At 67.3% G+C, this 23216-nt stretch carries 27 protein-coding genes and 1 pseudogene; 8 read left to right on the plus strand and 20 right to left on the minus strand.

Going from position 1 to position 23216, the window contains the following annotated elements:
* Positions 1 to 2: 2 nt before the first annotated feature.
* Entirely contained in the window at positions 3 to 2429 is a 2427-nt protein-coding gene (locus tag AC04MD_RS16175) for a DNA internalization-related competence protein ComEC/Rec2 (protein ID WP_475498303.1), read from the minus strand.
* Between the two features lie 197 nt (positions 2430 to 2626).
* On the opposite strand from AC04MD_RS16175, the pseudogene AC04MD_RS16180 reads away from it, so the two are divergent.
* Positions 2627 to 3031 (plus strand): annotated as a pseudogene (locus AC04MD_RS16180) (phytanoyl-CoA dioxygenase family protein); the annotation flags it as partial.
* 359 nt (positions 3032 to 3390) lie between these two features.
* Here the strand turns inward: AC04MD_RS16180 and lolD are convergent.
* From lolD to AC04MD_RS16230, 10 genes are read right to left on the minus strand one after another with little or no spacing between them, the layout of a single operon-like run.
* Positions 3391 to 4098: a lipoprotein-releasing ABC transporter ATP-binding protein LolD gene (gene lolD / locus AC04MD_RS16185; RefSeq protein WP_475498304.1), complete on the minus strand. Its 708-nt coding sequence runs from the start codon at positions 4096 to 4098 to the stop codon at positions 3391 to 3393.
* Positions 4091 to 5338, minus strand: coding sequence for a lipoprotein-releasing ABC transporter permease subunit (locus AC04MD_RS16190; protein ID WP_475498305.1), 1248 nt, complete (start codon positions 5336 to 5338; stop codon positions 4091 to 4093). The genes lolD and AC04MD_RS16190 overlap by 8 nt, the downstream gene beginning before the upstream one ends.
* A 4-nt stretch (positions 5339 to 5342) precedes the next feature.
* A complete protein-coding gene (locus AC04MD_RS16195; RefSeq protein ID WP_475498306.1) occupies positions 5343 to 5798 on the minus strand; it encodes a hypothetical protein in 456 nt (151 codons plus the stop codon).
* Positions 5749 to 5997 (minus strand): FAD assembly factor SdhE, encoded by a 249-nt coding sequence (locus tag AC04MD_RS16200; RefSeq protein WP_475498307.1) that lies wholly within the window; start codon positions 5995 to 5997, stop codon positions 5749 to 5751. Before AC04MD_RS16200 ends, AC04MD_RS16195 begins: the two co-directional genes overlap by 50 nt.
* Positions 5994 to 6425, minus strand: coding sequence for an MAPEG family protein (locus tag AC04MD_RS16205; RefSeq protein ID WP_475498308.1), 432 nt, complete (start codon positions 6423 to 6425; stop codon positions 5994 to 5996). Before AC04MD_RS16205 ends, AC04MD_RS16200 begins: the two co-directional genes overlap by 4 nt.
* A 4-nt stretch (positions 6426 to 6429) precedes the next feature.
* The gene (locus AC04MD_RS16210) at positions 6430 to 7212 is read right to left on the minus strand and encodes a succinate dehydrogenase iron-sulfur subunit (RefSeq protein WP_475498309.1); all 783 of its coding nucleotides are present in this window, start codon (positions 7210 to 7212) and stop codon (positions 6430 to 6432) included.
* 19 nt (positions 7213 to 7231) lie between these two features.
* Positions 7232 to 9022, minus strand: coding sequence for a succinate dehydrogenase flavoprotein subunit (sdhA, locus tag AC04MD_RS16215; RefSeq protein ID WP_475498310.1), 1791 nt, complete (start codon positions 9020 to 9022; stop codon positions 7232 to 7234).
* A 5-nt stretch (positions 9023 to 9027) separates the two neighbouring features.
* On the minus strand, positions 9028 to 9411 hold the full coding sequence (sdhD, locus tag AC04MD_RS16220) for a succinate dehydrogenase, hydrophobic membrane anchor protein (protein ID WP_162336459.1): 384 nt from the start codon (positions 9409 to 9411) through the stop codon (positions 9028 to 9030).
* Entirely contained in the window at positions 9408 to 9800 is a 393-nt protein-coding gene (sdhC, locus tag AC04MD_RS16225) for a succinate dehydrogenase, cytochrome b556 subunit (protein WP_313928803.1), read from the minus strand. The genes sdhD and sdhC overlap by 4 nt, the downstream gene beginning before the upstream one ends.
* A gap of 59 nt (positions 9801 to 9859) precedes the next feature.
* A complete protein-coding gene (locus AC04MD_RS16230; RefSeq protein ID WP_475498311.1) occupies positions 9860 to 10045 on the minus strand; it encodes a DUF1674 domain-containing protein in 186 nt (61 codons plus the stop codon).
* 39 nt (positions 10046 to 10084) lie between these two features.
* On the opposite strand from AC04MD_RS16230, the gene ygfZ reads away from it, so the two are divergent.
* Together ygfZ and ubiM are read left to right on the plus strand one after the other, a co-directional pair.
* Positions 10085 to 10948 carry a CAF17-like 4Fe-4S cluster assembly/insertion protein YgfZ gene (gene ygfZ / locus AC04MD_RS16235; protein ID WP_475498312.1) on the plus strand — a complete coding sequence of 288 codons (864 nt, stop codon included), beginning with the start codon at positions 10085 to 10087 and terminating at the stop codon, positions 10946 to 10948.
* A gap of 88 nt (positions 10949 to 11036) precedes the next feature.
* Entirely contained in the window at positions 11037 to 12266 is a 1230-nt protein-coding gene (ubiM, locus tag AC04MD_RS16240) for a 5-demethoxyubiquinol-8 5-hydroxylase UbiM (RefSeq protein ID WP_475498546.1), read from the plus strand.
* A 63-nt stretch (positions 12267 to 12329) separates the two neighbouring features.
* Here the strand turns inward: ubiM and AC04MD_RS16245 are convergent, their stop codons facing one another.
* From AC04MD_RS16245 to AC04MD_RS16275, 7 genes are all read right to left on the minus strand, one after another.
* Positions 12330 to 12875, minus strand: a complete 546-nt coding sequence (locus AC04MD_RS16245) for an NADPH-dependent FMN reductase (protein WP_475498313.1) — start codon at positions 12873 to 12875, stop codon at positions 12330 to 12332.
* A 29-nt stretch (positions 12876 to 12904) separates the two neighbouring features.
* Positions 12905 to 15166, minus strand: a complete 2262-nt coding sequence (locus AC04MD_RS16250; protein ID WP_475498314.1) for a thiamine pyrophosphate-dependent enzyme — start codon at positions 15164 to 15166, stop codon at positions 12905 to 12907.
* An 8-nt stretch (positions 15167 to 15174) separates the two neighbouring features.
* A complete protein-coding gene (locus AC04MD_RS16255; RefSeq protein ID WP_475498315.1) occupies positions 15175 to 15831 on the minus strand; it encodes a glutathione S-transferase family protein in 657 nt (218 codons plus the stop codon).
* Positions 15821 to 16309, minus strand: coding sequence for a nucleotidyltransferase family protein (locus AC04MD_RS16260; protein WP_475498316.1), 489 nt, complete (start codon positions 16307 to 16309; stop codon positions 15821 to 15823). The genes AC04MD_RS16255 and AC04MD_RS16260 overlap by 11 nt, the downstream gene beginning before the upstream one ends.
* Positions 16306 to 16857, minus strand: a complete 552-nt coding sequence (locus tag AC04MD_RS16265) for a GNAT family N-acetyltransferase (RefSeq protein WP_475498317.1) — start codon at positions 16855 to 16857, stop codon at positions 16306 to 16308. Before AC04MD_RS16265 ends, AC04MD_RS16260 begins: the two co-directional genes overlap by 4 nt.
* Positions 16858 to 16941: 84 nt before the next feature.
* Positions 16942 to 18105 carry an acyl-CoA dehydrogenase family protein gene (locus tag AC04MD_RS16270; RefSeq protein WP_475498318.1) on the minus strand — a complete coding sequence of 388 codons (1164 nt, stop codon included), beginning with the start codon at positions 18103 to 18105 and terminating at the stop codon, positions 16942 to 16944.
* Positions 18106 to 18251: 146 nt separating this feature from the next.
* Positions 18252 to 19067 (minus strand): glycine zipper 2TM domain-containing protein, encoded by an 816-nt coding sequence (locus tag AC04MD_RS16275; RefSeq protein ID WP_475498319.1) that lies wholly within the window; start codon positions 19065 to 19067, stop codon positions 18252 to 18254.
* A 173-nt stretch (positions 19068 to 19240) separates the two neighbouring features.
* On the opposite strand from AC04MD_RS16275, the gene AC04MD_RS16280 reads away from it, so the two are divergent.
* Together AC04MD_RS16280 and AC04MD_RS16285 are read left to right on the plus strand one after the other, a co-directional pair.
* Entirely contained in the window at positions 19241 to 19459 is a 219-nt protein-coding gene (locus AC04MD_RS16280) for a DUF6116 family protein (RefSeq protein ID WP_475498320.1), read from the plus strand.
* Positions 19460 to 19462: 3 nt separating this feature from the next.
* Positions 19463 to 20230: a TatD family hydrolase gene (locus AC04MD_RS16285; RefSeq protein ID WP_475498321.1), complete on the plus strand. Its 768-nt coding sequence runs from the start codon at positions 19463 to 19465 to the stop codon at positions 20228 to 20230.
* Here the strand turns inward: AC04MD_RS16285 and AC04MD_RS16290 are convergent.
* Positions 20211 to 21026 carry a tRNA threonylcarbamoyladenosine dehydratase gene (locus AC04MD_RS16290; RefSeq protein WP_475498322.1) on the minus strand — a complete coding sequence of 272 codons (816 nt, stop codon included), beginning with the start codon at positions 21024 to 21026 and terminating at the stop codon, positions 20211 to 20213. The two genes, AC04MD_RS16285 and AC04MD_RS16290, sit on opposite strands and share 20 nt — an antisense overlap.
* Positions 21027 to 21102: 76 nt before the next feature.
* Between AC04MD_RS16290 and AC04MD_RS16295 the strand changes: the two genes are divergently transcribed.
* Both AC04MD_RS16295 and AC04MD_RS16300 read left to right on the plus strand, forming a co-directional pair.
* The gene (locus tag AC04MD_RS16295; protein ID WP_475498323.1) at positions 21103 to 21543 is read left to right on the plus strand and encodes a cytochrome c; all 441 of its coding nucleotides are present in this window, start codon (positions 21103 to 21105) and stop codon (positions 21541 to 21543) included.
* Positions 21544 to 21684: 141 nt separating this feature from the next.
* Positions 21685 to 22164 (plus strand): glycine zipper 2TM domain-containing protein, encoded by a 480-nt coding sequence (locus AC04MD_RS16300; RefSeq protein ID WP_475498324.1) that lies wholly within the window; start codon positions 21685 to 21687, stop codon positions 22162 to 22164.
* A gap of 98 nt (positions 22165 to 22262) precedes the next feature.
* On the opposite strand, the gene AC04MD_RS16305 is transcribed toward AC04MD_RS16300, so the two are convergent.
* Positions 22263 to 22472 (minus strand): cold-shock protein, encoded by a 210-nt coding sequence (locus AC04MD_RS16305; RefSeq protein WP_055944114.1) that lies wholly within the window; start codon positions 22470 to 22472, stop codon positions 22263 to 22265.
* Between the two features lie 229 nt (positions 22473 to 22701).
* Between AC04MD_RS16305 and AC04MD_RS16310 the strand changes: the two genes are divergently transcribed.
* Positions 22702 to 23187, plus strand: coding sequence for a DUF456 domain-containing protein (locus AC04MD_RS16310; protein ID WP_475498325.1), 486 nt, complete (start codon positions 22702 to 22704; stop codon positions 23185 to 23187).
* The last annotated feature ends 29 nt before the right edge of the window (positions 23188 to 23216 follow it).

Genomic DNA, 23216 nt, shown 5'->3' on the forward strand with positions numbered 1-23216 from the left:
GTTCAGTCCTCCGGCGCATCGGGCCGTCCTTCTTCCAGCCGATAGGATAGCCCACCGGCCTGCTGGCGCCGCACGGCGTCCCACCAGTGCGCGCGGTCGTGACGCCGTTCACGCAGTTGCAGGCCGTCCGCACCCAGCCAGACGCGCAACGCCCCGCCGGACTGGGTATCCACGACCTCCGCACCCCGCCTGCGCCAGCGCGCCACGACCTCGGCCCGCGGATGCCCGAAACGATTGCCCGCGCCGCTGGCATTCAGCACCAGCCGGGGCGAGGTGGCCGCGATGAACGCCGGATCCGAGGACCCGGCACTGCCGTGGTGCGGCAGCACGACCACCTCGGCCCGCAGGGCCTCCGCATCACGGTGGACGAGCCCGCGTTCGACGATGGCGCCGATGTCGCCCGGCAACAGGATGCCTCCCTGCGGCGTCTCCACTTTCAGCACGCAGCTCGCTTCATTGCCCAGATACGGAAAATGCAGGCCGGGATGCAGGAAACGGAAGCGCACGCCGTCCCACATCCACGCGGCACCTGCGATGCACGCGGCCCGCGCATCCACGGGACTGCCCGGCGGCGCCAGCACCGTGCGCACCGGCAGGCTGTCGCGGACCGCATCGACACCACCGGCGTGATCATTGTCGCCATGGCTGACCACCAGCGCGTCCAGGCGCGATACACCAAGCGCACGCAGCGTCGGCACCACCGCACGTTCCCCCGCATCGAAGCCCTCTTCCACGGCAGGCCCCGCATCGAACAGCAGCGCGTGGTGGGCGGTGCGGACCAGTGCGGACAGGCCCTGCCCCACGTCGATCACCACCAGTTCCACCTCGCCCTCGCGCGGGCGCTCCCGATCGGGCCACAGCAGCGGCAACCACAGCAGCAGCGCCAGCGACTTGCCCGGCACGCCGCGGGGCAGCAGCAACCAGAAGCCGCCCGCCAGTGCCAGCCACAGCGCCCACGTCGGACTCTCGGGCAGCCACCACAGGGCATACCGGTGCTCCGCGACCTGTCCGAACATCTGCCAGCTCGGCGCAAAGCAGGCAGCGGCCGCTCGCCACGCCCAGGCGCCCATTCCGGGTTGCAACGTCTCCAGTCCGGTGCCGAGCAGCGACAAGGGCACGATCACCAGGCTCCACCACGGGATCGCCACCAGGTTCGCCAGCGGACCGGCCAGCGATGCTTGGCTGAACAGCACGGCGGTCAATGGCAGCAGTCCGACGGTAGCAACACCCTGCGCAGGCAGGAAGGCCTTCGCCCAGTGCAGCGATGCCGGCAGGCACCATGCCAGCCATGCCACGCCGCCAAAGCTCAGCCAGAAACCCGCAGCGAGCAGCGACAGGGGGTCGAACACGAGCACGGCCAGCATCGCCAGCGCGAGCGTGTCGGCGATGCGGACATGGCGTCGCGCCACGCGTGCCAGCACCACGACCGCGATCATCAGCACCGTGCGCACCGTCGGCAGGGCGAACCCCGCTGCTGCCGCGTACGCAAATGCGCCCAGCAGCGCCGCCGCACCTGCCGCCTGCGGTCGCGGCACACGACGCGCCAGTAGCGGAATCGTCCACCACAGTCCCGCCACCCCAAGCGCACACGCGCCGGCGACCATGCCGACATGAAAGCCGGAAATTGCGATCAGGTGCGTCAGCCCGGTCGCGCGCAGTGTCTGCCAGTCGTGGTCATCGAGTCCGCGCGTATCGCCCAGCGCGAGCGCCTGCACGAAGCGCGCATGGCGATCGGGGACCACCGCGGCGATGCGCGTCGACATCCGGCCGCGCCATGCATCGATCCCGTGGCCTTCCGCCAACCGCCGGGCGCCAGCCGCATCACGCACGTAGCCCATCGCGCTGATGCGCTGCGCCGCCGCGTAGCGCTCCGTGTCCACGCCGCCGGGGTTGGCAAGTCCGCGGGGCGCTCGCAGGCGGAGATGCAGCTGCCAGCGTTCGCCGGCTCCCAGGTGTTTCCTCGGCCCAATCCCGGTCGCGTCGAAATCGTCGTACCAGCTCAGTCGCAGCAGCCGTCCCTGCAACGGCGCGGGTTGTCCGGCGCCATCATCGACACGGAACAGGAAGCGCGTGCGTCTCGCCTGCGGCTCGGGCAGTCCTATTACCGTCCCGATCACCTTCGCCTCGCGCCCTTCCCATGCCACCGGCAACTGCGCGTGCATGCTCCATGTGGCATGCAGCGCCGCCCACGCCGCTCCGGCCAGCAGCGCACCGATCCAGCGCCAGCGGGAGGGCATCCACCACCCGGCCAACCCGGCGGCCAGCAAGAGCCAAAGCAGGATTCGCGCCGGCAGCGCCGACTGCCACAGCATGATCATCATGCCGGCCAGCGATGCGGTGACGCATGCCACACCCAATGGCGGCAGCGCTTCGGACTTCATCGCACGCCACCCGGCACCGACTGCCGTATCCGTCGACCGACGTTCCATCGCCCTCGCGCTCCTTGCCGACAACCAAGCCAGACTCGACGGCGGTGGAAGTCCGCGCTATCGGGAATGGCGGGCGCTACGCCTGGGAAAACCCTGATTGACGCCTGTTCGATCCGGCTGGAACATGCCACGTCATTGCCCGCAAGCGGACGTACAGCCACCCATCCGCCACCCCTTCACGCCATCGGGCAGCGCGCATGTCGTATCGAAACTTCCACGAGAACGGCTTCACGATAGTGCCCGGCGTGCTGGATGACGCGGCGTGCGATCGCCTGATGCTTCCCGTGAGCTGCCACGGCGATCCGGGACGCCGGCATCTGCTCGGGGAAACATGGTGCGCCGATCTCGCGAAGCGCCTGCGCCTCCACCCCGAGGTGGCCGCCCTCGTCCCGACCGACCATGTGGCGGTCCAGTGCACCTGCTTCGAGAAGTCGACCGCTACCAACTGGCTGGTGGCGATCCATCAGGACCTCGGCATTCCGGTCAGGTCCCGGATCGACCGGCCGGAACTGTCAGGCTGGTCGACGAAGGAAGGTATCCTGCATGTGCAGCCGCCGGTCGAATTGCTTTGGCAACTGGTGGCGATCCGCCTGCATCTGGACGCATGTGGCGAGGACGATGGTCCTTTGCGTGTCGTCCCGGGTTCGCATCGGCTGGGACGGATCGGCCCCGACGAAATCTCCGCAGTGAGGGAAGATCGTGGCGTGATCGACTGCCCTGCCCCCGCGCGGCTCGATCGTGGCGATGCGCCCGCTGCTGCTTCACGCATCGTCCAAGGCGCGAGGGGCCAGCAGGCGCCGGGTACTGCACTACCTGTTCGGTCCGCGCTCGCTGCCGTACGGACTGCAATGGCCGCAAGCGGTTTGACGCGCCGTACTGCGTACGCACGGCTGGCCCTGCAACAGCGCATGCAGGTTGATGGAAAGCATCCGGGCTCGGCGCATCAGCGCGCCGCCCGGGTTCACACTGCGTCGTGTGCCAGTTCGCGCAGCTTGCCTTCGTGCAGCTCCAGCACGCGGTCCAGCCGGCGCGCCAGGCGGCGGTCGTGGGTCACCAGCACCAGGCTGGTCTTCTGCGCCCGGTTGAGTTCGAGCATCAGGTCGAACACCGTCGCCGCCGTCTTTTCGTCCAGATTGCCGGTGGGTTCGTCGCCCAGCACACAGGCTGGCTGGTTGACCAGCGCACGCGCCACCGCGGCGCGCTGGCGTTCACCGCCCGACAGCTCGCCGGGCTTGTGCGCGAGACGATGTCCCAGGCCGACCGATTCCAGCAACGCCTTCGCCTTGGCGGACGCCGCTTCCGCGCCCGTTCCGCCCAGCATCACCGGCATCATGACGTTCTCGAGCGCGGTGAACTCCGGCAGCAGGTGATGGAACTGGTAGACGAAGCCGAGCGCCTGGTTGCGCAGTTGGCCGCGTGCGGCATCGGACAGCGACGACATTTTCTGCCCGGCGACATACACCTCGCCCGAGGTCGGCGTATCCAGGCCGCCGAGCAGGTGCAGCAACGTGCTCTTGCCGGCGCCGGACGCACCGACGATGGCCACGGTCTCGCCGGGCTGCACGTTGAGCTCCAGCCCGTCGAAGACCGGCGTGCGCAGCTTGCCTTCGGCATAGGTCTTGCCAAGCGCCTCGGCATGGACCACGGCGGAACGGATGGTGTCATTCATAGCGCAGCGCCTCCGCAGGCTGGGTGCGGGCGGCGCGCCACGCGGGGTACAGCGTGGCCAGGAAGCTCATCGTCAGTGCCACGGCGGCGATCAGCACCACTTCGCTGCCGCTGAGTTCATACGGCAGGCCGGTGATGTAGTACACGTCCGGCGGCAGCAGCGTCACCTTGAACACGGCCTCGATGGCGGCCAGGATGTATTGCAGATTGATCGTCAGCAGGATGCCGCCGACCACGCCGAGCACGGTGCCCATCACACCGATCAGCACGCCCTGCACCATGAACACCTGCATCACCCCGCGCGGGGTCAGGCCCAGCGTGCGCAGGATGGCGATGTCGGCCTGCTTGTCGGTGACCAGCATCACCTGCGAGTTCACCAGCGAGAACGCGCCCATCAGGATGATGAAGGACAGCAGGATGCCCATCACCGTCTTTTCCATCTTCAGCGAGTGGTAGAGGTTGGCGTTCTCGCTGGTCCAGTCGCTGATGCGATACGGACCCTGCAAACGCAGTGCCAGGTCGCGCGCCACATCCCAGGACTGGTACATGTCGTGCAGCTTCAGGCGCACGCCGGTGACGCCCTCGCCCATCCGCAGCACGCGCTGCAGGTCGCCCATGTGCACGAGCGCGAGGTTGCGGTCCACGTCGTTGTGGCCGACCGAGAAGATGCCGCTGACGGTGAAGCGCTTGATCTTGGGCATCGCGCCCATCGGCGTGCCCTGGAAATCGCCGGCGGTGACGACGACGCTGTCGCCGACGCCGACGCGCAGCCAGGCCGCAAGCTCCTGCCCCAGCAGGATGTGGAACTCGCCGGGCTGCAGCGAATCGAATTTGCCCGCCTTCATCTTGTCGCCGATGTCGGACACCCTCGACTCTTCACCCGGCAGGATGCCCGTCACCAGCGCGCCCTGCGGATCGGCGTTGCCGGTCAGCATGGCCTGCACGTTGACGAAGGGCGCGGCGCCGGCGACACGCGGGTCGTCCATGGCGATCTTCGTGGCGTGCGGCCAGTCGTGCATCGCCTCGCCCGCCCCCATCACCGTGGCATGGGCGGTGGCCTGCAGCAGGCGGTCGCGGATCTCGCGCTGGAAACCGCTCATCACCGACAGCGTGGTGATCAGGATCATCACGCCCAGCGCGATGCCGACGACCGAGGCCAGCGAGATGAAGGAGATGAAACCGTTGCGGCGCTTGGCGCGGAGATAGCGCAGGCCGATCGCGACAGGAATGGGTTTGAACATGGGCCTATGGTGCCCGATCCCTCCGGTGCCGCCCAGCGCCCCCCTCGCCCGCAGCAAGCCGGAGTTCACGCCGCTGCAGCGCCGGCAGCGTATCGGGCCACCAGGCGACGTACCGCCAGCGGCCCACCTCACGCTCTCGCCAGCGCAGGAACGCCAGCGGGCCGCGCCAGTGCAGGCGGACCTCGTGCATCGCCGTGCCATCCACGGTCGGCGCCCGCTCGTTGCCGGGAAACCAGAACGCGAGGCGGGCCTTCTGCCCTTCCCTTCGCGCGCGCCAGCCGCCGTACGCGAGTGCGCCGATGGCGATGGGCCATGCGAACGGACGCGGCATCTCGCTCGCCAGCACCGAGACCGCGCCCAGTACGCCCAACAGGATCAGCAGCGCCTGCAGCAGGCGCGACGGCCGCCACTCAAGCCGGCAGTTGACGGATCCGTTCGACCAGCGCGGCGAGTTCCGCATCGGGACACTGCTCGTAGCCCATGAACCAGCGCCAGAGCTTATCGTCCTCGCAATCCAGCAGGCGTAGGAAAACCACGCGCTGCGGCTCGGATTCGGTCGCCCAGCGGCGGTCGAGATAACGACCGAACAGCTGGTCCAGTTCGCGCATGCCGCGCCGGCAACGCCAGCGGATGCGCTTCAGGTCGGGATCGTCGCTCATGCGGCGGCCAGGGCCAGCGCCAGCCGCACCCAGAACGCGATCAGCACCAGCGTCGCCAGCGCATAGGCGACGAAACGGGTCATGACATGGTTGTAGCTGCAATGGACCAGGCTGTGAACCGCACGCAAGCCCACGAAAGCCCAGGCCAGCGCGAGCGATACGGCATCGGACACGCCGATCTGCGCGGCCAGCAGCACGCCGGCATAGAACAGCACCGGCAGTTCGAACAGGTTGCGGAAGTTGTCCGACGCGCGCGTATCGACCAGCAGGCGCACCGAGTCGGCGGCGTTGGCGAGATCCTGTGCGTCGATGCGCTTGCGCGCCATCTCGCCGAGGCGCAGGTGGTACAGCCTGACCCATACGAGGAAGGTCAGGCCGGCCATCGCCACGGCGGGCCAGAGGATCGCGGTGGCGGGTGCGTCGCCCATGCGGTCAGGCGCGACGCGCCATCATCAGCTTCTTGATCTCGGCGATCGCCAGCGCCGGGTTCAGGCCCTTCGGGCAGGTCCGCGCGCAGTTCATGATGGTGTGGCAGCGGTAGAGCTTGAACGGATCTTCCAGATCGTCCAGGCGCGCACCGGTGTCCTCGTCCCGCGAATCGATGATCCAGCGGTAGGCCTGCAGCAGGATCGCCGGGCCCAGGTAGCGCTCGCCGTTCCACCAGTAGCTCGGGCAGCTGGTCGAGCAGCACGCGCACAAGATGCACTCGTACAGGCCGTCCAGCTTCTTGCGGTCTTCCGGCGACTGCAGGCGCTCGCGGTCCGGCGGTGCCGGCGTCTGCGTGCGGATCCACGGCTTGATCGACGCGTACTGGGCGTAGAAGTGGGTCAGGTCCGGCACCAGATCCTTGACCACGTCCATGTGCGGCAGCGGATAGATCGGCACTTCCGCCTTGCCGCAGTCGCCGATGGCCTTGGTGCAGGCCAGCGTGTTGGTGCCATCGATGTTCATCGCGCACGAGCCGCAGATGCCTTCACGGCACGACCGGCGGAACGTCAGCGTGGGATCGATCTCGTTCTTGATCTTGATCAGCGCGTCCAGGACCATCGGCCCGCACTTGTCGAGATCGACCTCGTACGTATCGGTGCGCGGATTGGCGCCGTCGTCCGGGTTCCAGCGGTACACCTTGAAGGTGCGCACGTGCTTGGCGCCCTTCGCGGGAAAGTGCTTGCCCTTGGTGACGCGCGAGTTCTTCGGGAGTGAAAATTCGGCCATGTGTCAGGGTCTCCCGGGCTCAGTAAACGCGTGGCTTGGGCGGCACCACATCCACGTCCTTGCTGAGCGTGTACATGTGCACAGGGCGGAAATCGAAGCTGCACGTGCCGTCGTCGGCGACGTTGACCAGCGTGTGCTTCTGCCAGTTGACGTCGTCGCGTTCCGGGAAGTCCTCGTGCGCATGCGCGCCGCGGCTCTCGTGGCGCTGTTCGGCCGAATTGATGGTGGCGACGGCGCTGAGCAGCAGGTTGTGCAGCTCGTAGGTCTCGATCAGGTCGGAGTTCCAGATCAGCGAGCGGTCGCTGACCTTGACGTCCTGGAAGCTGGAGAAGATGTCGGCCATCTTGTCGCAGCCTTCCTTCAGCGTCTTGCTGGTGCGGAAGACAGCGGCATCGGACTGCATCGTGCGCTGCATGTTGTCGCGGATCACCGAGGTCGGCGTGTCGCCGTTGGCGTTGCGCAGCTTGTCCAGGTGCGACAGCGCCTTGTCGCAGGCGTCGCCGGCGAGCGGCTTGTGCGCCGAGCCGCTCTTGATGGTCTCGGCGCAGCGGTTGGCCACCGCGCGGCCAAACACCACCAGGTCGAGCAGCGAGTTGGAACCGAGGCGGTTGGCGCCGTGCACGGATACGCAGGCGGCTTCGCCGATCGCGTACAGGCCCGGCACGACGGCGTCCGGGTTGTCTCCGACCTTGCGCACGACTTCGCCGTGGTAGTTGGTCGGGATGCCGCCCATGTTGTAGTGCACGGTCGGGATGACCGGGATCGGCTGCTTGGCCACGTCCACGCCGGCGAAGATGTGGGCGCTCTCGGCGATGCCGGGTAGCTTCTCGTTGATGACGTCCGGGCCCAAGTGGGTCAGGTCGAGCAGGATGTGGTCCTTGTGCTCGCCGACGCCGCGGCCTTCGCGGATCTCGATGGTCATCGAGCGGCTGACCACGTCACGCGAGGCGAGATCCTTGTAGTGCGGGGCGTAGCGCTCCATGAAGCGCTCGCCGTTGCTGTTGCGCAGAATGCCGCCCTCGCCGCGCACGCCCTCGGTGATCAGGCAGCCCGCGCCGTAGATGCCGGTGGGGTGGAACTGCACGAACTCCATGTCCTGCATCGGCAGGCCGGCGCGCATCACCATGCCGCCGCCGTCGCCTGTGCAGGTATGGGCCGAGGTCGCGGAGAAGTAGGCGCGGCCGTAGCCGCCCGTCGCCAGCACCACACCGTGGGCGCGGAACAGGTGCAGCGTGCCGGTCGCCATGTCCAGCGCGAGCACGCCGCGGCAGGCGCCTTCCTCGTCGAAGATCAGGTCCAGCGCGAAGTACTCGACCATGAAGCGCGCGTCATGCGCCAGCGACTGCTGGTACAGCGTGTGCAGCATGGCGTGGCCGGTGCGGTCGGCGGCCGCGCAGGTACGCTGCGCCGGCGGACCCTCGCCGTACCTGGTGGTCATGCCACCGAACGGGCGCTGGTAGATCTTGCCCTCCTCGGTGCGGGAGAACGGCACGCCGTAGTGCTCCAGCTCGATGATGGCCGGGATGGCCTCGCGGCACATGTATTCGATGGCGTCCTGGTCGCCCAGCCAGTCCGAGCCCTTGATGGTGTCGTAGAAGTGGTAACGCCAGTCGTCCTCGCCCATGTTGCCGAGCGCGGCGGAAATGCCGCCCTGCGCCGCCACGGTGTGCGAGCGGGTCGGGAAGACCTTGGTCAGGCAGACGGTCTGCAGGCCCTTGGCGGCCAGGCCGAAGGTCGCGCGCAGGCCGGCGCCGCCGGCGCCCACCACGACCATGTCGTACTTGTGTTCGGTGATCTTGTAAGCGGACATGCGGCTCAATTCCCCAGCGCGATGCGGGCCACGGCGAAGACGCTCACGATGGCGCCCAGCACGGCGATGAACTTGACGGTGGTCTGCACGGCGAGCGCGAGCAGCGAGTTGTGGATGTAGTCCTCCAGGATGACCTGAAGGCCCAGCTGCGCATGCCAGAACATGGCAACCAGGAAGCCGACAAGCAGCATCGCATTCCACGGCTTGGCGATGGCGGCGGTGGCGGTGACGTAGTCGGCACCCATCAGGCTCAGCACGAACACCAGGAACCAGATGGTCAGCGCGACCAGCGCGGTGGCGGTCAGGCGCTGGTGCACGAAGTGCTCGGTACCGGTCTTCGCCGAGCCCAGGCCGCGCGCGTTCTTGATGGGGGTACGGAAGTCGCTCATGCGCCACCTCCCAGCAGCACGTACGCCCACACCAGGGCGGTGATGACCAGGCTGCCGATCACCGACAGCCAGCTGCTGCGCACGAACGTGGCGATGCGGTAGCCGATGGCGAAGTCCTGCACGATGTGGCGGATGCCATTGCACAGGTGGTAGGCGAAGGCCCACGTCCAGCCGAACAGGAACAGCTGGCCGTACCAGGCGCCGGCAAGGCCGGTGACGCAGTTCCAGGCATCGGGGCCGATCATCAATGCCACCAGGCCTGCGGTGATCACCAAGGCGCCGCCGGCGAGGATCACCCCCGTGGCGCGATGCAGGATGGACGTCACCATCTGGATCTGCCACCGGTAGACCTGGAGGTGGGGGGAAAGCGGACGTTGTGGAGTCGCCATTCGTTGCGCTCGTTGTCTCGGCTGGGCGGTCATGACCGCGTTGGCTTTACGTGCACTGCTCAGAAATCGATGCAGCGCCCGTTCTTTTCCCAATCCCCGTAACGGGTGGGCTCGGGCCCGTCGCGGCCACCGATCTCCTTCTGCACGGCCGCGGTTCCGGTCCCTTCGCCCGCGGCGGGCGGCGTGGGTTCGGACGGCTGTGTTCCGGGATCGGGGTCGGGAATCGGGGGAGTTTGACCTATCATGGCGGTCTCGCAACGCACAAAATTTTAATCCCCGCCCCCTTGGCTGACAACCTTTCCCGTACCAGTCCACCGTTTTTCGCCCTGCCCGACCACGCCCTGGTCGTGCTGGAAGGCGGCGACGCCGTGGCGTTTGGCCAGGCGCAGTTTGCCAACGATGTCGTTTCGCTCGCGCCGGGGCACTGGCAGTGGAATGCGTGGCTGACGCCCAAGGGGCGGGTGATTGCGGTGTTCGCGCTGGCCCGGCGGACGGACGACAGTCTCTGGCTGGTGCTGCCCGACCATCCCGCCGACCTGTTCGTCGAGGCGTTGCGGCGGTTCGTGTTTAGACGAAAGTTGAAGATCGAGGTGCCGGTGGGCATCGCGGTCAGCGGCGCCTTCGCCGTGCCGGGGCGCGCGCGCGGTCCGGCCTTGGACGAAGCCGACGGCGTGCTCGACTTCGACGTCGGTGGCGACGGCGGACCACGTACCTGGAGGATCGGGCCCGCTGTCGCCGAGGATCCCGCGTCGCACGCCGCCTGGCAGGTCGCCGACCTGCGCCACGGCCTGCCCCGCCTGCCCGCTTCGCAGCGCGAACAGTGGACACCTCAGCAACTCGCGCTCGACCGCCTGTCCGCCTACAGCGTCAAGAAGGGCTGCTACCCCGGCCAGGAGATCGTCGCGCGCACGCATTTCCTCGGCAAGGCGAAGCGCTCGCTGCAGTGCTTCTCGGCCATGGGCACGGTCGCCGACGGCACGCCGGTGCGCGAAGGCGAGCGCGATGTGGGCGAAGTCGCCTGTGTCGCATCCGACGTGGCGGGCAGCGTGCTGCTGGCGGTGATGCCGCTGGAGCATGCGGGCACCGACCTGATGGCGGATGACCACCTGCTGGCACGACAGCCGCTGCTGGACGGACTGCGCCGCTGAGCCCGTTCCGCGTGTCGATTGATCCACGTCAATGACGCCGATGCACGCAGACCTAGACTGCTCTGCTCCCTGAGCAGAAGGCATGCGCATGCATCATGACGTCATCATCATCGGTGCCGGACCGGCCGGTCTCTGCCTGGCCAAGGCCCTGTGCGATCTCGACCTGAAAGTCGCCGTGGTGGAGCGCCAGCCGCGCGCCGCGATCGCCGAACCCGCGTTCGACGGCCGCGAGATCGCGCTGACCCACGCGTCGATGCGGCTGCTACGCGACCTCGGCATCTGGCAGCACCTGCCGGACGATGCCTCCTCGCCATTGCGCGCGGCGCGGGTGATGGAGGGCAATTGCATGCACGACATGCGCATCGATGCCGGCCTCGCCGGCACGCCGGAGTTGGGCATGCTGGTGCCCAATCACCGTATCCGCGAAGCCGCATGGAAGGCCGTGTGCGACCTGCCCGGCCTGGACCTGTTCGACAGCGCGCGCATCCACGCAGTCCGCACCACCGACGACCACGCCTGCGTGACGCTGGGCGATGGCCTGCGGCTTGAGGCGCCGCTGCTGGTGGCGGCCGACAGCCGGTTCTCCGAGACGCGCCGCGCGATGGGCATCGGCGCCGACCAGTACGATTTCGGCAAGAGCATGCTGGTCTGCCGCATGCACCACGAGCAGCCACACCAGGGCGTGGCGTGGGAGTGGTTCGGCCATGGCCAGACGCTTGCTCTGCTGCCGCTGCAGGAGCACCAGGCCTCCGTCGTGGTCACCCTGCCCGACAGCGCCGCCAGGCGACTCGCTGCGCTTGACGTGGAGGCCTTCGCCCGCGAGATGGAGCAGCGCTACGGGCATCGTCTCGGCCATATGCGGCTGGAGAGCAGCCGGCACGTGTATCCGCTGGTCGGCGTGTACGCACGCCGCTTCGTCGGACGCCGCTTTGCCCTGGTGGGCGACGCAGCGGTAGGCATGCACCCGGTCACGGCGCACGGCTTCAATCTCGGGCTCGGCAGCGTGGAGCGGCTGGCCGGCATGGCGCGCGAAGCCCTGCGCTGCGATGGTGATCTTGGTTGTGCGGAGGGACTGGCCCGTTACGAGCGCCGCCACCGCCGGGGATCACGCCCGCTCTACCTGGCGACGCGCGCGATCGTCGAGCTGTATACCGACGATCGCGCCCCTGCCCGTATCGTGCGCGAAACCATCCTGCGTGCCGGTCGGCGACTCACGCCGTTCCGGCGCGTGCTGGCCCGCACGCTGGCCGACGAGCGCCCGCTCGACCGCCATCCGCTGCAGCGGTTGCGCGACGGCGTGGAGCGCCTGCGACCGTAGCGTGCGCTACGCGCACGACATCACGAGCAGTTGCGATACATGGCGTCGTGCGCATGGCGCACGCTACGCGGCCAACCATGCCTCTAGGCGGTCGAGGAACGACTGCAGGCGCCGACGCAGACGTTCGTCCGTGACGATGCCGTCCGCGTCGATCTGGCCCTCGCGGTACTGGATGGCGATCTCGGGCTGCGGCAGCACCGCGACGTCCACGGCCGCCAGCACGTTGCGCAGGTGCTGCTGCGCCGACACCGTGCCGTGCGCGCCCGGCGACGTGCCGATCACACCCGCCCTCTTTCCGCCGAACGAGTTGCTTCCGCCCGGTCGCGAGCCGATGTCGATGGCATTCTTCAGTACACCCGGGATGGACCGGTTGTATTCCGGGGTGATGAACAGCAATGCGTCACAGGCCTCGATCTGCTGCTTGAAGCGCACGCCGGCAGCGGGGAAGTCGGCATCGTCGTCCTGGTCGTATAGCGGCAGGTCGGCGATGCCGATCTCGTCGAACACGAAGCGGTCACCAGCCAGTGCCTGCATGGCACCGGCCAGTTGGCGGTTGAACGAACCGGCGCGCAGGCTGCCGATGATGAGGCCGATGCGGGGCGTGGACATGTCCATTTCTCAGCAGGTGGGGATGGCCATCATGCCAGCCGGTCGGCCGCCGCGACGATGTCCTCGTCGCCCGGCAGTACCAGGAAGGCCGCGCCAGCCAGCGGCGTGTAGGTGTCCGCGCCGACCACGCGCTGGAACGGTCGCGCACGGTAACCCGCCTCCGCGATCGCGGTGATGACGCCTTCGCCCACGCCGGCGGCATGACGACCTTCGTCCACCACCAGGATGCGCTTCGCCGTCTTCGCCTGGTCGGCGATGAAGGTCGCGTTGAGCGGCACCAGCCAGCGCAGGTCGACGACACGCACCTTCCAGCCATGCTTCTTCTCGATGCTGCGCGCGGCCCGCAGGCTCATCGGCACGCCGTTCCCGTAGGTGAAGACGACCAGGTCGTCCGCACCCTCGCCGTAGACGCGGCCTTCGCCCAGCGGCATCGCCTCGTCTTGCGCGGGATACGGGAACAGCCACTGGCCGTCTCCGGCCTCATGCAGGTCCTTGGTCATGTACAGCGCGATGGGCTCCAGGAACACCGTCACGCGCCCATCGAACTTTGCCAGCGCCGCCAGCGTGCGCAGCATGGTGGCGGCATCGTCGCCGCGCGATGGACAACCGACGACCAGTCCCGGAATGTCGCGCAGTGCGGTGATCGAGTTGTCGTTGTGGAAGTGCCCGCCGAAGCCGCGCTGGTAGCCCAGTCCGGCGATGCGCACCACCATCGGATTGCGATACTGGTTGTTGCTGAAGAACTGCAGGCTGGCCGCCTCGCCGCGGATCTGGTCGCAGGCGTTGTGGAAGTAGGCCAGATACTGGATTTCCGGGATCGGCAGCATGCCCAGGTTAGCGTAGCCCTGCGCCAGGCCCAGGATCATGGTCTCGTCCAGCAGCGTGTTGAACACCCGGGTGCCCTTGAACGCCTTCTGCAGGCCCTTGGTCACCGTATAGACACCACCCTTCTGCGCCACGTCCTCGCCGAACAACAGCGTCTCCGGGTACTTGCAGAACAGATCGTGCAGCGCATTGTTGATCTGGATGGCCAGGTGGCGCGGCGGCAGCTTCTCCGGCAGCTTGTCCTCGCTGCCGAACGCGGCAACACGCTTCTCGTGCGGTGCGGTACGCGTCGCTTCCTTGGCCACCGCATCGGGCGTGTACGGCGCCAACGGCGCCATCACGTGTTCCAGCGTGGTGATGCGCGGACGACCGTCCGCATCCTCGGCGGCGGCAAAGCAGCGCTTGCGGGTGGCTTCGTAGAGTGCGAGCAACGCATCCTTCGACAGCAAGCCGGATGCAAGCGCGATCGCGGCGGAACGCAGCAGCGGATCGGTCGCCTCCACCGCGCACAGTTCTTCCAGCGGGCGCCATTCGATCTCGAAGTCGGTACCCGCGTGGCCCATGATCCGCGTGGTGCGCAGGTGCAGGAATGTCGGGCGGCGCGTACGCCGACAATGCTCGACCGCTGCCTGCACCTGGCCGTAGCCGGTCGCCAGATCGAGGCCATCGGCGTGGAAATAGTCCAGGTCCTTGCGGTCGCGGAAGTTGCGCCCGATCCAGCCGTCCGGCGTCTTCACCGAGATGCCGATGCCGTTGTCCTCGCACACGAACAGCACCGGTGCCGGCAGCTTCTGGTACGCGGTCCACGCCGCCGCATTGAACGCGGTCTGCGCGGTGGCATGGTTGCTGGAGGCATCGCCGAACGAGCAGATCGCGATACTGTCGTCGGGGATCGGCAGCGCATGGCCGATGCGGCGCGCCTGCTCGATGGCCACTGCGGTGCCCAGTGCCTTGGGCAGGTGGGACGCGATCGTCGAGGTCTGCGGCAATACCCACAACGGCTTGCTGCCCCAGACCTTGTGGCGGCCACCGGACGCGGGGTCCTCGGCGCTCGCGGCGAAGCTCAGCGCCGAATCCATCACCGGATCCATGCCCGGCAGCTTGCGGAAGCGTTCGGCCATGAAGCCACCGCTGCGGTAATGCAGGAACGCAGGATCCGTGTGTCGCGTCAGCCGCGCGACCATCGCGTTGCCTTCGTGGCCGGAACTGCCGATGGTGTAGAAGACCTTGTTCTGCACGCGCAGGACACGTGCCATCAGGTCGAGGTGGCGCGAGATCAGCTGGGATTCCAGCAGTTCGACGAACCCTCTCGCATCCAGCGCGCTGCCGGCCAGGATGGCGTCGCCGGCCGCCGGCTTGGCGCCGACCTGCCCATCCCAGTCCTTCACGAACTCGATGAAGTTCTGGTCGCAGATCTCGGCGCGGTTGAGGCCCTTCATGCGGGCCGGAATCGGGTTGGCAGTCATGTGTTCGCTCAGGATCGGGAAGACGCCAGGCGTGCTGCGACGTCGTCGCTCACGCCCGGCATGGGAACGAAACCCGGCGTGGCGCGCACGCGCGCCAGCCAGTCGGTGATGCGGGGATAGGCAGGCAGATCGAAACCGCCGTCGTCCGCGCAATGGGTGTAGGCGTACAGCGCGATGTCGGCGATGCCATACGCCGCGCCGGTGAACCACGCCTCGCGCTGCAGGTGCTTCTCCATCACCGCGAGCGCTTGCCCTCCCCGTTCGATCAGGCGCGGCAGGTCATCGCGGCGCGGGGAATCGAGGGGCGTCCAGCCACGGATGAAGCGCGCGACGGCGATGTAGGGCTCATGGCTGTACTGTTCGAAGAACAGCCAGCTCAGTGCCTGCGCCCGCGGCCATGGATCGGCCGGCAGGAACGGCGTGCCATCGGCGAGCCAGCACAGGATCGCGTTCGACTCGACGAGGATGCCACCGTCGGCGCGCTCCAGCATCGGCACCTTGCCGTTGGGGTTCTTCGCCAGGTAGGCCGGCGCGCGCGTCGCGCCATTGGCGCTGTCGACTTCCACCCAGCGGTAGGGACGCCCCAGTTGTTCCAGCAGCAGGCGCACCTTGTGGCAGTTGCCCGAGGTGGACATGCCGTAGGCGGTGATGGGCTCAGGCGACATGGTCATTCTTCAGGAAAGTGGCGATGCGGGCGGCTTTGGCCAGGTCCTTGGCGCGACCGAAGAGCAGGAAGATGCGCTGCTGGTCGGCAAGCGTCGGCACGCGGATGGCATGGCCATGGAGGCCGAGGACGGCATCGTCCCGTACCTGCAGCGGACGCCACCCGTCGGGTGTCATCACCTCCAGTCCCCCCATGATTTCCAGCGGCATCCGCAGATGCATGAAGTGCGCGAACGTGGACCGGAACCGCGCCTCGTCCTGAGGGTGATAAGCCGGATCGACTTGTTTCGCCCAAGCGCTCCGCAATCGGGTCGCATCGTCGCGACTGCACAACACGTCGATATCCTGCGGTGCGATGCCGGGGACGCCGGCCAGCGCCATCGCCGCACTGCCGATGATCCACCAGGGATCGCGGAACGTCCGCTCCAGCTCAGGCAAGGCGTCTTGCAGGCCTGCATGCAGCGCGGAGGTTTCCGTCACGGATGCTCGGCCCTGCGCGCCTGCCACTGCGCGTGCGTCTGTCCCCAGACCTCGACGGGCTTCTCGTGGTGCGGCTCGGGCAACCGATCCATTCGCTGGTAGGTCGAACCCAGCTTGGCGGCGACGGCTTTCGAGTTGACGTTGTCCGGATCGATGGTGTGGATGACCTCATCCCACCCCAGCTGATCGAACGCCCACGCGATGCTGGCGGCCGCCGCCTCCGGCGCATAGCCTTTGCCCCACGCCTCCCGGGCGATGCTCCAGCCGACCTCGGTTCCAGGCCAGCCCTCCGGCTGCCACGGCCCTACCCGCCCGATCCAGCGGCCACTGGCTTTCTCGATGACCGAGAACATCCCGAAGCCCTGCAGATGCCAGCTGCCCAGCGTCGCCGCCAGGCTGCGCCATGCCGGTGAGCGCGCCATGACGCCGCCGATATAGCGTGTGGCCTCCTCGTCCGCGGCGAACGTCGCCCAGCATTCGTAGTCTTCCTGTCGCGGCAGGCGCAACAAAAGTCGTGGGGTCTCAAGTTGGAGATTGGAAAGGTCCATCGACACCACACCAGAAGACCGGACACGACGATCGGCGACACTCGACTCCCCTGCACCTCACTCCCGTCGCGGGAGTGATCGATCTCAGAACGCGTTGATGCCCGTCAGTTCGCGGCCGATCACCAACTGGTGCACGGTCTCCGTGCCTTCGTAGGTGATCACCGATTCCAGATTGAGTGCGTGGCGGATCGCCGCGTGCTCGGTGGTGATGCCGGCGCCGCCCAGCAGGTCGCGGCATTCGCGTGCGATGTCGATCGCCATGCGGCAGTTGTTCCACTTAGCCAACGACACCTGCGACGGCGCCATCGTGCCGGCGTCCTTCAGCCGGCCCAGTTGCAGCGACAGCAGCTGTGCCAGCGTGATGCGACGGGCCATCTCGGCCATCTTGATCTGCGCGCTCTGGGTCGCCGCCACGGGCCGCTCGAACAGGATGCGCTCCTTCGTGTAGGCCAGCACCTCGTCCAGGCAGGCGATGGCCGCGCCGATCGGGCCCCACGTGATGCCGTAGCGGGCCTGGGTCAGGCAGCCCAGCGGGCCCTTCAGTCCCTTGACGTTGGGCAGTCGGCTGCTGTCCGGCACGCGCACGTTATCGAAGAACAGCGCGCTGGTGACCGAGGCGCGCAGGCTCATCTTGTGCTTGATCTCCTGCGCGGTGAAGCCCGCCATGCCCTTCTCGAGCAGGAAGCCCTGGATGCCGTCGTCGGTCTGTGCCCAGACGATGGCGATGTCGGCCAGGTTGCCGTTGGTGATCCACATCTTGGAGCCGTTGATGACCCAGTCGTCGCCATCGCGGCGCGCGTGCGTCTTCATGTTGGCCGGGTCGGAGCCGCCATGCGGCTCGGTCAGGCCGAAGCAGCCGATCACCTTGCCTGCCGCCATGTCCGGCAGCCAGCGCTGACGCTGCTCTTCGCTGCCGTAGGCGTAGATGGGGTACATGCACAGCGAGGACTGCACGCTGACGAAGCTGCGGATGCCGCTGTCGCCGCGTTCCAGTTCCTGGCAGATCAGGCCGTAGCTGACCGCGTTGAGGCCGGCGCAGCCGTACTTCTCCGGCAGCGAAGACCCGAGTAGTCCCAGTTCGGCGATCTCCGGTACCAGTTCCTTCGGGAAGCGGCCCTGGTCGAAGGCATCGCCGATGATCGGGCGCACGCGCTCGTCGGTGAAGCGCGCCACCGCATCCTGCACGGCGCGCTCCTCTTCGCTCAGGAGGGATCGGACATCGAACAGGTCATACGGGTTCAGGGCCATTGCGCGTCAACCGGCGGGAGTCATTCGCCGCATTGTATGCGGTGGCCCGCGGCACCGGTAAGCGCCAGTCCGCAAAGCAAAGGCCGGCGAAACGCCGGCCTTTGCGGGGTGCCACGTTGAAACGCAGGCCTTTGCGGGCGGATGCGTCAGCCCTTGCCGGGCGCGTCGACGCTGGCCGTCTGCGTCACCACCTGGCCATCGATCACCGGCAGGCGGTCGCCCGGCTTCTGGTCAAGACGTATCGTCTTATCCTCACCCTCGAATCGGTACGTCACGTCGTAGCCGATGATCTTGTCCGTCGTACCCATCGCGATGCGGCTGCCAGGCTTGCTATCCATGCGCATGGTGCCGGTGGAGCCGTCCGGGTTGCGGTAGGTCACGTTGTAACCGGTGACGCGCGAGGATTCCGACGTTGCGTTCTCGGTATGGCACTGGCGCTCCGTGCGGCTGACCACGCGGCCACCCACATGGCGCTTGTCCACCGTGTTGCCGATGGCACCGCCGGCGACCGCACCGGCGACCGTCGCGGCCTTCTTGCCACTGCCGCCGCCCACCTGATTGCCCAGCAGGCCACCGATCACCGCGCCTGCCACCGTACCGCCGACATTGCCGTCGCGCTCGGGCAGGCGTTCCTGCACCACCACGTCCTCACAGACCTCGCGCGGGGTACTGGTGGTGGTGGTCTCGCGCACCGCCTCGGTGCCGATCACCGTGGCATAGAGTTTCTCCGAACTGGTGATCGGATCGGCCTTCACCACCGTGGCGTACTGGAGCGTACCGGTCGGGATTTCGTTGCCGGTGGCCGCCACGTCGTCCGCGACCAGCGTGCCATCGGCTGCGGAGACCAGGCCACCTTGGTCTGCGGGGCTCTTGTCGCCGCCCTTGAGGAAGGCGGCGGTAGCCACGCCGCCCACCAAGAGCGCGCCGACGGCAACCAGAATCGTAGTGGTATTGCTCTTCATCGCTGCCTCCAAGTCGGGGTGTCCCCGATTCATCCTGGCCATCATTGCACCATTGCCAACCTGAACAAAGTACCCGCGGAGTCACCCGAAAAGGAACAAAAAATGAACGCTTCAACGACGTGGCGATCATGCTAGCGTGGCATCCAATTCCCGCATCGAGAGCGATCGCCGCCATGGCCAACCCCCTGCTCCTGCCCCTGCTCGAATGGGCGCGGAAGCTGCGTTATCCCACCTTGTTCAAGATCACGGCCGCGCTCTTCGTGGTCACCCTGTTCGTGCCCGATCCGTTCCCGCTGGTCGACGAGATCCTGTTCGGCCTCGGCACGTTGCTGTTGGCCAACTGGAAGCGGCGCAAGGAACCGTCGCCGGCGATCGAGCCCTCCAAGCGCTGACGCATGCTGGTCGACAGCCACAGCCATTTCGACGCGCCCGAGTTCGACGCGGATCGCGATGCCGCACTGGTACGTGCGCGCGCAGCCGGCGTGACCCGCCAAGTGGTCCCCGCCATCAGCGCGTCTTCCTGGCCGAAGCTGCGCGAGGTCTGCGCAGGTGATGCGGGATTGTTCCCTGCCTACGGGCTGCATCCGATGTATCTCGCCGACCATCGTCCTGCGCACCTCGATGATCTGCGCGAGTGGATCGAACGGGAGCACCCCGTGGCCGTCGGTGAATGCGGGCTGGACTTCTTCGTCGACGGCCTGGATGCCGACAAACAGCAGCGCTACTTCGATGGCCAGCTGCAGCTGGCGCGCGAGTTCGACCTGCCGGTGATCGTGCATGCGCGGCGCGCGGTGGATGCAGTCATCGCATCGATCCGGCGCGTCGGCCATCTGCGCGGCGTGGTGCACAGTTTCTCCGGCAGTCCGGAACAGGCACGACAGCTGTGGCAGGCCGGCTTCCTGATCGGCCTGGGCGGACCGGTCACCTACGAACGCGCCAACCGCCTGCGCACACTGGCACGCACCATGCCGCTCGACTTCCTGCTGCTGGAGACCGACGCGCCCGACCAGCCGGATGCGGACATCCGTGGGCAACGCAACGAGCCCGCACGACTTGCCGCGATCCGCGACGTCATCGCCACATTGCGCAACCAGCCGCCGCACGAGATCGCTGCAGCGACCACGCGCAACGCCGAGCGCCTTTTCAGGCTGCCCCCGGACTGACGGTGGCCTTGGGCGGCTTGGCCAGCAGCTCCAGCGCCTTGCCCACCATCGCGAACGCGAATGCACCGGTGATATGGGTCGCGGCGCCAAGGCCGACCCCGCAATCCAGCTTCAACGCGGCATCCGCGCCCAGCTGTGGCCGCAGGCCGCAGACGCTGCCATCGGCCTGCGGATACTTGACGTTCTCCAGCGAGTACACCGCCTGCACGCCGAAGTAGCGATCCTTGTTCTTCGGGAAATTGAACTCGGCGCGCAGCTTCTTGCGTACCAGCGCGAGCAGTGCGTCGTGTTCCGTGCGCGAGAGGTCGCGCAGCCGGATCTGGGTGGGATCGGTGCGGCCACCAGCCGAGCCGGAAACCACGATCGGCAGCTTGCGGCGGCGGCACCAGGCGATCATCTCCACCTTCACCCGGAAACTGTCGCAGGCGTCGAGCACCAGGTCGAACCGGCGATCAAGCAACTCACCCATGTTGGCCGAGGTGAGGAACTGCGGCACGGCATCGACGTCGATCAGCGGATTGATCGCCCGGCAACGCTCGGCCATCGCTTCGGCCTTGTTGCGGCCGTAATGCCCGTCCAGGGCAGGCAACTGGCGATTGGTGTTGGACACACAGATGTCATCGGCATCGATCAGCGTCAGGTGGCCGATGCCGGAGCGCGCCAGCGCCTCGACCACCCACGAGCCCACGCCACCCATGCCCACCACGGCCACGCGCGCGGCCGCGTGGCGCTCCACCGTGCCCACGCCATACAGGCGATCGATACCGGCGAACCGGTCCCTGAGTTCTTTCTTCATGTCACCAGTGTAAGCCGTGGCGCAAACCGTGATGGGCGTCGTACCATCGAGACGTCATTCCCAAGGAGCCCGCCGCATGGCCAGCCAACCCGAGACCAAGAAGCCGTCCGCCGCCTCGCGTTACCTGTTCCTGTTCCTCATCGGCCTGGTCGTGGGCGCGATCTGCACGGTCATGGCGCTGCGCGCCATCCAGGCACGCCAGGATCCGTTCCCGGACAGCGTGATGCACGTGATGGCCAAGCATTCCGGGCAACTGGCCGACAAGGTCAAGCAGAACCGCTGCGCCGCCACCGACACCATTCCCCATGTCCGCACGCTGCGGGCGATGGCGAACGACCTGGATATGGCCTTCCCTGGCATCGCGGACGACGCACGCTTCAAGACCCATACCAGCCAGTTCCGCGCCGACCTGGACGCCGCCCTCAGCGCACCACCGACCGACTGCGCCGCCGCCGGTGCACTGGTCGAAAAGATCGGTAGCAACTGCAAGGCCTGCCATCAGGATTTCCGCGGATGACGCCCGCCGCGCGACTGAATCGCTGCTGACATCCGGGCCGCGCAAGCGGCCCGATTGTCGTCACGTTCACGCGGTGATGGAGAGCATGCGCTTCAAGGGGACCGCACGTTACGACGGCCCCACCATCCACCGGAGGCACCCATGAACTTGCGTCTGCTCACCATCGGCCTGACCGCCACCGTCGCGCTCGCGGGTTGCGCCAGCACCTCGCCGGGCTACAGCAATGGTGGCTACAACAGTGGTGGCTACAACAGCGCGCCGTCGAACCGCTACTGCACCGATTGCGGCATCGTCGAACGTATCGAGGTGGTGCCGTCGGGCCGCAGCGCGCCGTCTGCCACGGGTGCGGTGCTGGGTGGCATCGTCGGCGCCGTCGCCGGCCGCCAGATCTCCGACCGCACCGGTGGCAGCGAAGGCAACAAGAACGTCTCCACCGTCGCCGGTGCCGTCGCCGGTGCCGCCGCCGGCAACGCCATCCAGAACCGCACCACCGGCGATACCTACAATGTCACCGTCCGCATGGACGATGGTCGTCGCGTGACGATCAACCAGCGCGATCTGGCCGGCGTCCGCGAGAACACCTACGTCCGCGTCCAGAACGGTCGCGTGGTGATCCGCTGATCCAGCCGTTCCCATCGCAGGCAAAGAAAAAGCCCGGCGTCAGCCGGGCTTTTTCTTGCGGAGCACGCGCCGTGGCGCGGTTCGGCGATTTCCGTGGATCAGACCGGCTGCACGGCGTCGGCCTGCAGGCCCTTCTGGCCCTGCACGACGGTGAAGCTGACCTTCTGGCCTTCCTTCAGGCTCTTGAAGCCCTGGGTCTGGATGGCGCGGAAATGCACGAACACGTCTTCACCATTCTCGCGGCTGATGAAGCCGAAGCCCTTGGCATCGTTGAACCATTTGACGGTTCCGGTTTCACGATCAGACATCTACTTGCTCCTTGAAACGGGTGGTGGTTACGCCTGCTGGGCGGCTGGTTGCAAGGAGGAAGCGAGGTACAACGATGCAGCGGATCATGGATCTACCCCATCAGGCCACGATTCACGGTGACCTTGGCAACGGCAGCGAGCGCACGGTAACCCGGCATTTGGCAAAATGCAAACGCTTGAACGGAAAAGTCAAGCCCCCGGCAACCCATTGATTCCCTAGGAGATTTGATTGGACATCCAGATGCTCTACTACGCCCTGGCCGTGGTGCTGATCCTGGTGGGCGTCGCCGGCGTCGTCCTGCCGGCCCTGCCCGGCCTGCCGCTGGTGTTTGCCGGCATGCTGCTGGCGGCATGGGCCGGCGACTTCCAGCAGATCGGCTGGGTGACGCTGGTGGTGCTGGGCCTGTTGACCGCACTGTCGTTCGCGGCGGACATCTTCTCCACCGCCGTAGGCGCGCAGCGGGTGGGCGCCAGCCGCAAGGCACTGGTGGGCACGGTGATAGGCACGTTCGCCGGCCTGTTCTTCATGCCCATCGGCCTGCTTGCCGGACCTTTCGTCGGCGCGCTGCTGGGTGAGCTGTGGCACGGACGTGAACTCGGGCAGGCGGCGAAGGTGGGCCTGGGCACGTGGCTGGGCATCGTGCTCGGCGTGGTGCTGAAGCTGGGCCTGACCTTCGCGATGCTGGGCCTGTTCGTGTTCGCCTGGATCTTCTGAATGCTCCGCGACCCGCATCGTCCCGGTCG

The organism is Pseudoxanthomonas sp. LjRoot206, assembly GCF_056175725.1.

Coding starts and splice junctions, on each gene's coding strand:
- AC04MD_RS16175 (WP_475498303.1), bottom strand. CDS start 2,429: ATGGAACGTCGGTCGACGGATACGGCAGTCGGTGCCGGGTGGCGTGCG.
- lolD (WP_475498304.1), bottom strand. CDS start 4,098: ATGAATGACACCATCCGTTCCGCCGTGGTCCATGCCGAGGCGCTTGGC.
- AC04MD_RS16190 (WP_475498305.1), bottom strand. CDS start 5,338: ATGTTCAAACCCATTCCTGTCGCGATCGGCCTGCGCTATCTCCGCGCC.
- AC04MD_RS16195 (WP_475498306.1), bottom strand. CDS start 5,798: ATGCGGAACTCGCCGCGCTGGTCGAACGGATCCGTCAACTGCCGGCTT.
- AC04MD_RS16200 (WP_475498307.1), bottom strand. CDS start 5,997: ATGAGCGACGATCCCGACCTGAAGCGCATCCGCTGGCGTTGCCGGCGC.
- AC04MD_RS16205 (WP_475498308.1), bottom strand. CDS start 6,425: ATGGGCGACGCACCCGCCACCGCGATCCTCTGGCCCGCCGTGGCGATG.
- AC04MD_RS16210 (WP_475498309.1), bottom strand. CDS start 7,212: ATGGCCGAATTTTCACTCCCGAAGAACTCGCGCGTCACCAAGGGCAAG.
- sdhA (WP_475498310.1), bottom strand. CDS start 9,022: ATGTCCGCTTACAAGATCACCGAACACAAGTACGACATGGTCGTGGTG.
- sdhD (WP_162336459.1), bottom strand. CDS start 9,411: ATGAGCGACTTCCGTACCCCCATCAAGAACGCGCGCGGCCTGGGCTCG.
- sdhC (WP_313928803.1), bottom strand. CDS start 9,800: ATGGCGACTCCACAACGTCCGCTTTCCCCCCACCTCCAGGTCTACCGG.
- AC04MD_RS16230 (WP_475498311.1), bottom strand. CDS start 10,045: ATGATAGGTCAAACTCCCCCGATTCCCGACCCCGATCCCGGAACACAG.
- ubiM (WP_475498546.1), top strand. CDS start 11,037: ATGCATCATGACGTCATCATCATCGGTGCCGGACCGGCCGGTCTCTGC.
- AC04MD_RS16245 (WP_475498313.1), bottom strand. CDS start 12,875: ATGTCCACGCCCCGCATCGGCCTCATCATCGGCAGCCTGCGCGCCGGT.
- AC04MD_RS16250 (WP_475498314.1), bottom strand. CDS start 15,166: ATGACTGCCAACCCGATTCCGGCCCGCATGAAGGGCCTCAACCGCGCC.
- AC04MD_RS16255 (WP_475498315.1), bottom strand. CDS start 15,831: ATGTCGCCTGAGCCCATCACCGCCTACGGCATGTCCACCTCGGGCAAC.
- AC04MD_RS16265 (WP_475498317.1), bottom strand. CDS start 16,857: ATGGACCTTTCCAATCTCCAACTTGAGACCCCACGACTTTTGTTGCGC.
- AC04MD_RS16270 (WP_475498318.1), bottom strand. CDS start 18,105: ATGGCCCTGAACCCGTATGACCTGTTCGATGTCCGATCCCTCCTGAGC.
- AC04MD_RS16275 (WP_475498319.1), bottom strand. CDS start 19,067: ATGAAGAGCAATACCACTACGATTCTGGTTGCCGTCGGCGCGCTCTTG.
- AC04MD_RS16280 (WP_475498320.1), top strand. CDS start 19,241: ATGGCCAACCCCCTGCTCCTGCCCCTGCTCGAATGGGCGCGGAAGCTG.
- AC04MD_RS16285 (WP_475498321.1), top strand. CDS start 19,463: ATGCTGGTCGACAGCCACAGCCATTTCGACGCGCCCGAGTTCGACGCG.
- AC04MD_RS16290 (WP_475498322.1), bottom strand. CDS start 21,026: ATGAAGAAAGAACTCAGGGACCGGTTCGCCGGTATCGATCGCCTGTAT.
- AC04MD_RS16295 (WP_475498323.1), top strand. CDS start 21,103: ATGGCCAGCCAACCCGAGACCAAGAAGCCGTCCGCCGCCTCGCGTTAC.
- AC04MD_RS16300 (WP_475498324.1), top strand. CDS start 21,685: ATGAACTTGCGTCTGCTCACCATCGGCCTGACCGCCACCGTCGCGCTC.
- AC04MD_RS16305 (WP_055944114.1), bottom strand. CDS start 22,472: ATGTCTGATCGTGAAACCGGAACCGTCAAATGGTTCAACGATGCCAAG.